Source organism: Polaribacter filamentus (assembly GCF_002943715.1).
Lineage (GTDB): Bacteria > Bacteroidota > Bacteroidia > Flavobacteriales > Flavobacteriaceae > Polaribacter > Polaribacter filamentus.
The window spans coordinates 1-10327 of record NZ_MQUA01000007.1 but is presented as its reverse complement, the minus strand read 5'-3'; the positions used below and the strand labels follow the sequence as shown (position 1 = coordinate 10327).

The following is a 10327-nucleotide window of genomic DNA, read 5'->3' as shown; positions in this document are numbered from 1 at the left end:
GCAACACTTAAAACGCAAAAATTGAGGTAACTTCTAAGCTTGGAAAAATACAAATTAATGATATTTTGTATGAAAAATATATCAAAATAAATCAGAAAAAAACCAGAAAACCTTTACGGTAACAAGCTTAAAAGCTAATATTTATTTAACTACCCAAAAAACACAATAATAGTCTTATTTTTGTGAGCACAATTCTATAAAAATGTCTAAAAAGAACATCGCAATTCTTACTATTTTATTTACAATTATTTTAGATCAAGTTATTAAAATATATATAAAAACAAACTTTGTTTTAGGCGAAGAAGTGGTGGTTTTCGATTGGTTTAAAATCCATTTTGTAGAAAACAACGGAATGGCAATGGGTTTTGAGTTTGGCGGAAAAGCAGGAAAACTTTTTTAACTGTTTTTAGATTGGTTGCAGTATCAGCAATTATGTATTGGTTAATTGGCAACATAAAAACGAAAGTGCACAATGCAGTGATTATTGCTATTTCGTTAATTTTTTCTGGTGCCGTTGGTAACATTATAGATTCTGTTTTTTACGGAGCAATTTTTGACGATTCTACCAATAAAGTGGCAACGCTTTTTGCAGATCAACCTTACGGAAGTATTTTTCACGGTAAAGTGGTAGACATGTTTTATTTTCCTATTTGGAGTGGAGATTTACCAAGCTGGATTCCTTTTATTGGAGGTGAACCATATACTTTTTTCCAATATATTTTTAATCCTGCGGATGCCTATATTAGTGTAGGTGTAGCATTACTTTTTATTTTTAGCAAACAAGCTTTTCCAAAGGAAGAGAAGAAAGTACAGGAGTAAAGACCGTTGCAAGGAAGTACCTAATAAAAAGCACAAAAATAACACGTTATTATTTATGTTAAATATATGATTGTAAGTATATTAATCTGTAAATTTAGTGTATGAAAATACAAAAACAACCAACTTTAGCCGATAGCATTTGCGATTTACGAGCAAGAAAAATTAAAAAGACATTTTTCACCCAAATAAACACCCTTATCGATTGGGATACGATCTCTATCCTAATAAATAATGATTATTTAAAAGGAAAAAGTGCCACTGGCAAGCCTTCTTATGATGGGACATTACTTTTTAAAATGTGTCTTTTACAAAGTTGGTATGGTTTAAGCGATTATGAAGTTGAAGACCGAATAAATGACAGTCTTTCCTTTAGTTATTTTTGTGGGATGACCATTGAACAGGTTGCTCCAGATCATAGTACTTTAAGTAGGTTTAGAACCGCATTAACCAAAACACAAACCTTCGAAAAATTATTTACCTCCATAAACAAACAGCTAGAAGCACATAATATCATTGTAAAAACAGGTTTAATAATAGACGCTAGTGTAATAGATACGCCACTTAGACCAAAAGGAAAAACAAATTTTAAGGTAACCGAAGACCGCTGTGCAGACCAAGTAGAAGTACACAAAGAATATCCAGATAGTGTCGATAAAGAGGGTACTTGGTTAAAGAAAAGAGGAAAGTACCATTTTGGGTTTAAAAAGCATCATGTAACGGATAACGAAGGACTCGTTCTAGGAGTACTAACCACAACTGCCAGCAAAAATGAGATTGCAAATTTGGAGGAAGTTCTAGAAAGTGTAAATGTGGTATTACCAAAAGACATCCCTCTAAAGGCAGATAAAGGGTACCAATCAAAGAAAAATGTTGCGATTTTAAAGAAGCGTAATTTAAAGAATCATATCCTTAAAAAGGCGGTAAAAAATAAACCGTTAACAAAATGGGAAACTAGATTCAATAAATTAATAGGAAAAACAAGGTTTAAAGTAGAACGTACTTTTGGAGGAATAAAATTATGGTTTAAAGGTGGAATTGCAAGATACAGAGGGATGAAAAAAATGCATACACAAAATTTGATGGAGGCAATGTGCTATAATTTATATCGAAGTCCAGGGATATTTGCGTCTAATTGTAAAAATTAAGGAAAAATGAGGCCTAAAAGAGGCATTTACTCACTTAAAATAGAAAAAAAATAGCATAATCGATGTTGTAGCTAAAAAAAAGGGAACTCTAAAAAGTAAAAATAATTAAGTTCGCTTTTTGCAACGGTCTTGTATTATATGAACCATGTAAAGTCTTTAATTTTTCTTAGACACGGATTTCACAGATTTTCACGGATGAAACATGTTAAATTGTAAAATAAAATTTAAATTGATTGGTATTTTTTTTATTCTATCCACAATATTAGAGTTAAGCGAGGGTCTGTGTAATTCGTTAAACCCTTGTCTTTTTTTACAGCAGCAGATTCAACTCAAAGCAACAATCCGCGTAAATCTGTGCAATCCGTGTCTTAAATATTTAATGTATTTCCTCTATCTCTTTCAATAATTTTTTTGTTTCAGGAAGCGGGGAAATTCCATACTCTTCTTCTAAAATCACTTGGCATTTCATATACGTTTTGATCGCTTGAGGTCTGTTGCCTTTAATAATATACGCTTGCATTTGTATTCTGTATGCGTCTTCCCAAGTTGCATCAATAGCCAAAGCATTTTGCGCCAAACGGATACTTTCTAACGGATTTTCTTCTAGTAAAATTTCTGCTAAGGTGATATAAGCGCCTAAAATTAAAAGTTGTGTTTTTTCTCTTTCTTCGGAGGTCCAATCTTCGAAGATTCTGTTGGGTAAATAAGATCCTTTATATAATGCTATTGCAGCTTTATAGGCTATTTTAGAAATAGATTTGTCAACAATAAAAGCTTCATTACCAATAATAATGTATTTTTCTAAGGCTTCGACATCAATCCAAACTTTTTCTAAATCTATTTGGTAACTAACACCTTGTCTTATAATATATTCTGATTCTGTTCTAGAAAGTCTCTCTGGTTCTAAAACTTTATGGATTCCGTGAAGCGCCACTTTAAAATCTCGATCATTCCATTCTTCCCAGAGGCCATCCATAATTTTTTCTTTATGAAGTGCATTTCTTTTTCGATTAGAAACTAAATATTGCAATAATTGAATCGTTTTATCTCTTGCCCATTCTTTACTTTCAATCTTTTGATGATTTCTCCACACACAAAAATGCCCTAAAGTTTCAATGCGAATTTGTGCATCTTTTTGAAAGGCTTGTAATTCTTGTAATTGTTGAAGAGCGTTAAACATAGCGCAACTATTTCTTTTTTATAGCGTCTACTTTTGTAACAAGTTTTGTTATTTCTGATGATAAGCTTTCTATTTGACTTTGAATTTTATTAAAATCAGATCTTGAAGCATTTCTCCATTGATCAATTTGCACTTTCTCTGATATTTCTTCGCTAAATGTGCTTATTTTATCTTGAAGTTCATCTTGTAAATGTATAAACTGTTTTTTAGGATCTTTTAAGGTGTCTCTAATTACTTTTGGACCAAAATCCCTAATGGTTTTCCACATAGAATAGCTTTTTTTAAGAATACTTTCTTGTTCCTCAGTAGTTTGATGTTTTGTAGCTTCTTCCGTTAATTCGCCTAACTTTTGCTGCATAAAAAGTAAGGCATCGTTAAAATCTGAAAATCTTTTCTCATCACCATCTTGAATATGAGAAATCTTACCACGCCATTGCAGTTTAGATTCGCCATTTTCTTCAAAGATTCGTTGGTTAAAACGAACCATAAAAGAGGCTGTTTGGTCTTGTTTTTTTGTCATGACTTTAATTTTAACCCGGTTCTTTTTCAGAGCCAGTTTCGTATTTTAATAAACCTTTAAAAGCATCATTTACGTTGTTACCTTCGTAGAGAACTTTGTAAATTTCTTTGGCAATTGGCATATCAATTTTATAATGTTTAGCTAGTTCCATAACTACTTTTACTGTTTTTACACCTTCAGCAACTTCGTCCATTTCGCTAATAATTTGATCTAAGCTCTTGCCTCTTCCTAATTGAAAACCAACATGATGATTTCTACTTTTGGTGCTAGAACACGTTGCAACTAAATCGCCCATTCCTGCTAAACCAGAAAAAGTACTTTTTTTACCACCCATCGCAATTCCTAATCGGGTAAGTTCTGCTAAACCTCTAGTTATAATTGCAGCGCGTGTATTATCTCCAGCATTTGAACCATCTCCCATTCCTGTGGCGATTGCATAAATGTTTTTTAAAGCACCGCCTAACTCACACCCAATAACGTCATCATTTGTGTACACACGAAATAAACCCGAACTAAATACCGACTGTAAACTTTGTGCAATTGAATGATCCACCATTGCAATTACTGCAGCGGCGGCTTTTCCAAAATGAATTTCTTTAGCTAAATTAGGACCTGTTAAAACACCAATTGGATGACCAGGCATTAATTCTTCAATTATTTCTGTCATTCGCATTTTGGTGCTAATTTCCAATCCCTTTGCTAAATTTATGATGGGAACCCAAGGTCTAATATGTGGTTTTGCTTCTTCTAAAACTTCACGGAAACTTTGTGAAGGAACACCCATAACAATAACATCTGCATGTTCAACCGTTTCTTTTATAGAAACGGATGCTCTTAAAGAATGTGTTAATTTAGCATTAGGTAAATATTTGCTATTTGTGTGATGCTCATTAATTTCATCGACTATTTCTTGGTTTCTTGCCCAAATAATTGTGAGGCTATTTTTTGCAGTTAAGGAGGCAACAGTTGTTCCCCAAGAACCGCCGCCCAATAATCCAACTTTTAATTTCATAATTTTAGTTTTATTAGTTCTCTAATTCCTTTAAAAATAAGTTTCTAACTTCTTCAACATAGCTATCTATGTATTTTGGTTTCCATTCAGAAGTGTCTACAGGATCTAAAACCACTACTTCAATATGTGTAGGTTTAAATATTTTACTTCCTTTTGGCATTGCCATATATGCGTTTTTAATAACAATTGGCACAATTGGAACGCCACCTTTTATCGCTAAGTGAAAAGCACCTTTTTTAAATTTCCCTAAAGTTTTACTTCCACTTCTTGTGCCTTCTGGAGCAATGGCAACTGATGTTCCTTTTTTTAGGATTTCTGAAGCATTTTTCATTGATTCTAACGCTTTATCTTTGTCAGTTCTATCTATAAATATTGCGCCCATTGCTTTAAATAGTGGGCCAAAAGGAGTCATTTCTAATTCTTTTTTTGCGATACCAGTAACATCTTTTCTTAATAATTTTAAAATGATAAAAAAGTCTGCAGACGATTGATGATTAAAACAAAAAACTGCTGGTCTATGATCTTCTAAATTATGTTTATTTTTTACAACAATATCTAAACCGGCCAATCTAGTTCCTAAATCTCCAATACTAGAAATGGTTGCGTTTATACCTTCTTTATGAGATAATGATAAGGTTCCTTTTAGAATCCCTTTTAATGCAGATGGGTATAAACTTGCAGCAGCTAAGCCAGTTCTTAATCCGTTAACCAAAGGTTTTCTTTTGTTTTCTTTAAAACGAAGAATTTTCCAATCGTTTTCAAAAGCCAATTGTGATAATTTAGTATCAGGATTTGTAGCAATTGGTTTGCCTACAATTTCTAATAAAGGATAATCGTCAATACTATCGGTGTAGAAAAAACTTTTTGATAAATCGATGTTATTAGATTTTGCAAATTTTCTACCAGCCCTCGCTTTTCCTTCTTGCCAACACATTTCTGAAATGATTCCCGTAAATTTTCCTTTTCTAACTTCCATTTCTGTACAGAAAATATCTTTGATACCAAGCTCATTTGCAATTGGTGTAATTTGATAACGCGTTGCGGCAGAAATAATAACGACTTGATGTCCTCTTTTTACATGAGATGCAATTAATGCAATTGCCTCAGGATAAATAGTGTTTGCCAAGTGTTCTTGGTATACTTCTTCACCTAAATCTATAAATTGTTTTTCTTTGATACCTTTTACGCCCAAAGCAGAAATTTTTGTAAGCATTTCAAAATCCCTATTGCCTGCTGCATATACTAAAACGGTAGCAAATTGAGAAAGCAATTCTTTGACAGTGGATTTACCACTTAATAAGCGAGATTTTAAAAATTGTTTAGCAGAAAAATCATTGATTAACGTTCTATCTAAATCAAAAAATGCTGCAATATGCGGGCCTTCTTCATCCTCTAAAACATCTTCAGAAATACTGTTTAATTCGGCACCAGGAACAACTTCACTCTCCTCTTTTCTTTTACTGATTAATTTCTTCGTATTTACAATTTCTAATTTTTGTAAAAATCGCAAACGTTCCGTAAGATTTTCTAGCAAATCCATCCAGACATCTAATTCCTTGATATCTATTTTTTTATCAAACGGAGTTAGTTTACTGTTTTTTGCCAAACGCAAAGCACTCACTAAAAAGGGCGTAGATAAACTGTCTAATCTGCTAATTCTATTCTGCCAATGCAATTCTCTTCCTTTAAAAAGACACAATTGTATAAAATCTTCATCTGTAAATTCATCTTCTAAATCCCAAGAATGTAAAGTTTGGCAGACTACTTTGTTGGCTTCTAAATAGATTAATAACAATCCTTTAGAAACAAACATTTCTTGTCTTGCCAATAATCCGTTTATATCTCCTTTTGGGTTACTAATAATTGCTCTCCAATTTTTATCAAACAACGATAATTCGGCTTCAATTTCACTGCTAAACTTCGGTTTATTTGTATAGAAAAATTCGAATTTAAACAAGTTTCTTAAACGCATAATTTCTGTCCAAAAAGAAAGAATCCTATTGGGAGAATCTTCATCCTTAATTTGAACCAAAGCCATTTCTATAAAAGCTCTGTGATACAAATGTGCAGAAGCCATGTTTGCATAATAGGTTGCTGACAAAAACTCAGAGGAAGTTAAACTATACTGTGTTTTATAGCCTGCTTTATTTTTTTGAATAATGCCTGAACTTTGTAATAAATTTAAAGCTTTTTGCACCGATGCACCAATGCTTTTTCCTCGTTCAATTAAAACATCTTTTTTACGTTGTTCAATATAATTCATTAGTTGAATAACGCTAATTTCTATCTCATTTTTAGTAAGTGAAAAATTGTTTAATAGTACATTACAAACCAGTGATACAGTCGTTACTGGTGTTATCATATTTGCATTATGAATCAATTCAAAAGCAAAACGCGGCAATGTGTTTGTGTCTGAATAACTGTCTTCTTCAATATCCGGTATGATGGCATTTTGGTGATCGCCGGCATCTACAGGCTCACCAAATCGAATCGCTGCCTTGCCATATTCATTTCCTAGCTTTTTAAAGTAGTTGATAAAAGTACTAATATTTTCAGATTTTTTTGCGACTCCTTTGCCTTCTTCAGTCATTTCTTTAACATCCGGAATTAAATCATACACAATAGAAACGGGTACATATTTTATATTTCGTGTGCTTTCTTTTTCACCTTCCATGATGTATTTTAAAATCCCCATTTGAGGATAGACAATCTTACCTGTTCTAGAGCGCGTGCCTTCGATATTCCAAGTTAAATGATCGCCATTTTCTATCATGCAAGAAATATAATGTCTTAAAGCAGCTTTGTAAATTTGGTCTTCTTTAAAACTTCTTCGGATAAAAATTAAACCAGATTTTTTCCCCAATTGTTTAAAACCAGGAACAGCAAGATTGATGCCTCCAAAAGTATACGGAATTGGCATTCCATATCTAGCTAAAGTGGTTACTAAAACAACAGTATCTAAATAGGTTTTGTGTGTTAAAATAAACGCAACAGAGTTTTGTCGCATTAATTTCATCAATTTTTTTATTTCTTTAGGATCAATATCTATTTTGTTATTGTACGCTTTAGACATCATAAATTGAAACCCTTTTAGAGACAACATGTTTGCAATAGGATGCTGTTGAGAATACAATTCTGCAATACAATCAGCTCCTTGTTTTTGAATTTCAGAAAATTCAATTTCTTGAGCTGTTGCAATTTCTTGAAGCTTTTCTTGAAATTTAGGATGCTCTATAATATTTTGTAAACGATGTTCCATACTTAACTAAAAAAGAGGTTTGTAAATTTTGATATTCCTTTTTGTTCCCAGAATTTAGGGAAAAATAAACTTTCAACCTTAGTCATGATACCTTTTGGTTTTTTACCTGTAATATTCGTGTTTAAAGAATTGGCTACGGTTAATAAAACGGATGCATTCGCACCCATTCCACAATGACTTCCAAAAACTTCGATATTTTTTATATCTTTTCTTAATGTTTCAGCTTCCATACAATGTTTCCAAGGCAAAAGACCGTCGGTTTTTGTGTAAATACAGGTCACGGGTACATCTGGAATTTCTTCTAATTCTTTAATAAATTTATCATTTCTTTCCTTTAATTTTCGTCCTCTTAAAAATTCTAAAGACCTAACTACAGGGGTTTTCATGTTTTTAACGCCCCAAACAGGAGAACCAATTGTAATTAATTGTTCTACTTTATCAGGATGTCTGTTCGCAATTATTTTTGCAAAAATTCCTCCGCCACTCCAGCCAACAAGACTTACTTTTTCCTGATGTTTTTCAAAGATTTCGTCTAACTTTTCTATCAATTTTGGTAATGATTTTGAGTTAATCATATTTACCCAAGCTCCCATTTATACGTTTTAAAACCAACAGATTTAAGGTAATTTCTTACAAAAGTGGTAGATAAATCATTTCCTAAATAAGGCGGCATTAATAAAACGGGTCTATTTTTACTCGCTTTGTGCTTTGGTATAAAAGGATAAATACCAAACATAGAAACCCATTCTACAACAGATCTCGTTTCTAAAATCACATTAAATAATGGAGGAGATTCTATTCTTGTATTTATTTCTTCAATCTTTTCTTTGAAGGCGATTAGCACTTGATTTGCAATGTCATCGGTACCTTTTTTAGTTGCCTTTACTTTGCTTATTCTATCTAAAACAATAATTAAAGTTACATAATCTCTATCAGGTCCAAAATCTTCGCAAACAGATATACATTCGTCTAATAGTGTATGGATCTCTTTTTTTATTAGTTTACGTTCATCAATAAGGCCAACAATCATTTTTTCAAAAGGGTGTAGTTCAAACTTTAGAATAACGATTTCCTTTGCTTTTTTTAAAGTCATGCCTTTAGACATGGCAAGTTTTAGGGCAAGTTTTGTAAAGGATGTATAGAGCGTTTTGTTGTTTTCCATTTTTCTAATTTATACCTTAATTCTATCATTTAGCCAATTAATGACATCTTGTTCAACGTCATTTTTATTAATTTCATTCAGCATTTCATGTCTACCACCTTCGTAAAGTTTTAGCGTTAGATTTTTAATGCCCGCTTTCTCATATGCATTTGCCACTTTTTTGACTCCTTTTCCCATTTCTCCAACTGGATCTTTATCGCCCGAAAAAATTAAAATAGGCAAGTCTTTTGGCGTGCTTTCAAAAGTTTGAATTTTATTAATCTTCTTAGTCCCTTTCAAGATATCTCGAAAAACACTTAAAGAAAAATCTTCAATTCTTAACGGATCGGCTTCAAACAAATCTACCTGACGCGCATCACTACTGATCCAATCTACTTTTGTTCTGTTCGGTTTAAATTTCTTATTGAATTGTGTAAAGAACAGCTTTTTTAATAACTCGTTACTTCTATGTTTGCCATTAATTTTGCCTAAAATGTCTGCGCTAAAAAGGCCCACAGGCCCCAAACCTTTCATAAAACTTGCCGTTCCGGATAAAATTAACGCTTCTAAATCAGCACCATATTTGGTAGTATATTCTCTACTCAATAAAGAACCCATACTATGACCAAACAAAATTATTTTTTTATTTGGATGTTCTTTTTGGATGATTTCTGTAAGTTGGCGCATATCATTTAAAGCATCCAAAAAATAATTATCACCATCATAATAGCCTAAATAATCATGACTTTTCACTGATTTTCCATGAGCTCTATGGTCGTTTGCATAGACTTCAAAACCTTCATTTTGTAATTTTTCTGCTATTGGATGGTACCTGCCTGCGTGTTCACCAACCCCATGAGCAATTTGTACAATTCCTTTTATAGGGTTGTTTCTATTTGATGGCCATTTGTAATAAAAAATGGTTTCATCATCAATTGTTTTGTATGCACTGGTCGTAAAACTCATTAATTTTTTTCTAAAAATTCAGAAAGTAGTTGCGAGAATTTATCAATGTTCTTTTTAGTACCTGTAAGTTTTACTCTTTCTTGAATGATGGCTTCTTGTAATACTAAATTCTTTTTATAAAGATTGATTAAATTATCATCATCAATTTCAATTTTTACAACAGGTTTTGCAGTTTTTTTCTTTTTAACGGAAACACTTTCTTTTAAAATGCTAGCTGATAATTGATTTCTGAGTTACCTAAATTTAGATCAAAATCATACAAACCAGTAGCTTTTTGTCTTCGTT

Annotated in this window: 9 protein-coding genes and 1 pseudogene; 2 read left to right on the top strand and 8 right to left on the bottom strand. The window is 32.2% G+C overall.

The annotated features are described in order from the left end of the window. Positions 1-202 precede the first annotated feature (202 nt). Positions 203-819, top strand: a pseudogene (locus BST83_RS01775) (lipoprotein signal peptidase). A gap of 101 nt (positions 820-920) precedes the next feature. After that, positions 921-1964, top strand: coding sequence for an IS5 family transposase (locus BST83_RS01770; RefSeq protein WP_104808324.1), 1044 nt, complete (start codon positions 921-923; stop codon positions 1962-1964). A 376-nt stretch (positions 1965-2340) separates the two neighbouring features. On the opposite strand, the gene BST83_RS01765 is transcribed toward BST83_RS01770, so the two are convergent. The 8 genes from BST83_RS01765 to BST83_RS19540 are packed head-to-tail and all read right to left on the bottom strand — an operon-like array spanning position 2341 to position 10251. Then, on the bottom strand, positions 2341-3144 hold the full coding sequence (locus BST83_RS01765) for an AfsR/SARP family transcriptional regulator (RefSeq protein ID WP_104808323.1): 804 nt from the start codon (positions 3142-3144) through the stop codon (positions 2341-2343). A 7-nt stretch (positions 3145-3151) separates the two neighbouring features. Beyond that, on the bottom strand, positions 3152-3664 hold the full coding sequence (locus BST83_RS01760) for a hypothetical protein (protein ID WP_104808322.1): 513 nt from the start codon (positions 3662-3664) through the stop codon (positions 3152-3154). Between the two features lie 10 nt (positions 3665-3674). After that, the gene (locus tag BST83_RS01755; protein ID WP_104808321.1) at positions 3675-4676 is read right to left on the bottom strand and encodes an NAD(P)H-dependent glycerol-3-phosphate dehydrogenase; all 1002 of its coding nucleotides are present in this window, start codon (positions 4674-4676) and stop codon (positions 3675-3677) included. Positions 4677-4689: 13 nt separating this feature from the next. Then, complete coding sequence (locus BST83_RS01750; RefSeq protein ID WP_104808320.1) at positions 4690-7935, bottom strand: HAD-IB family hydrolase; 3246 nt, start codon at positions 7933-7935, stop codon at positions 4690-4692. Positions 7936-7937: 2 nt separating this feature from the next. Further along, positions 7938-8528, bottom strand: a complete 591-nt coding sequence (locus BST83_RS20300) for an alpha/beta fold hydrolase (RefSeq protein WP_240614606.1) — start codon at positions 8526-8528, stop codon at positions 7938-7940. After that, positions 8513-9097: a hypothetical protein gene (locus tag BST83_RS20295; RefSeq protein WP_240614605.1), complete on the bottom strand. Its 585-nt coding sequence runs from the start codon at positions 9095-9097 to the stop codon at positions 8513-8515. The genes BST83_RS20300 and BST83_RS20295 overlap by 16 nt, the downstream gene beginning before the upstream one ends. 9 nt (positions 9098-9106) lie before the next feature. Further along, positions 9107-10042: an alpha/beta hydrolase gene (locus tag BST83_RS01740; RefSeq protein ID WP_104808319.1), complete on the bottom strand. Its 936-nt coding sequence runs from the start codon at positions 10040-10042 to the stop codon at positions 9107-9109. Beyond that, positions 10042-10251: an SCP2 sterol-binding domain-containing protein gene (locus tag BST83_RS19540; protein WP_146092092.1), complete on the bottom strand. Its 210-nt coding sequence runs from the start codon at positions 10249-10251 to the stop codon at positions 10042-10044. Before BST83_RS19540 ends, BST83_RS01740 begins: the two co-directional genes overlap by 1 nt. Between the last annotated feature and the right edge of the window lie 76 nt (positions 10252-10327).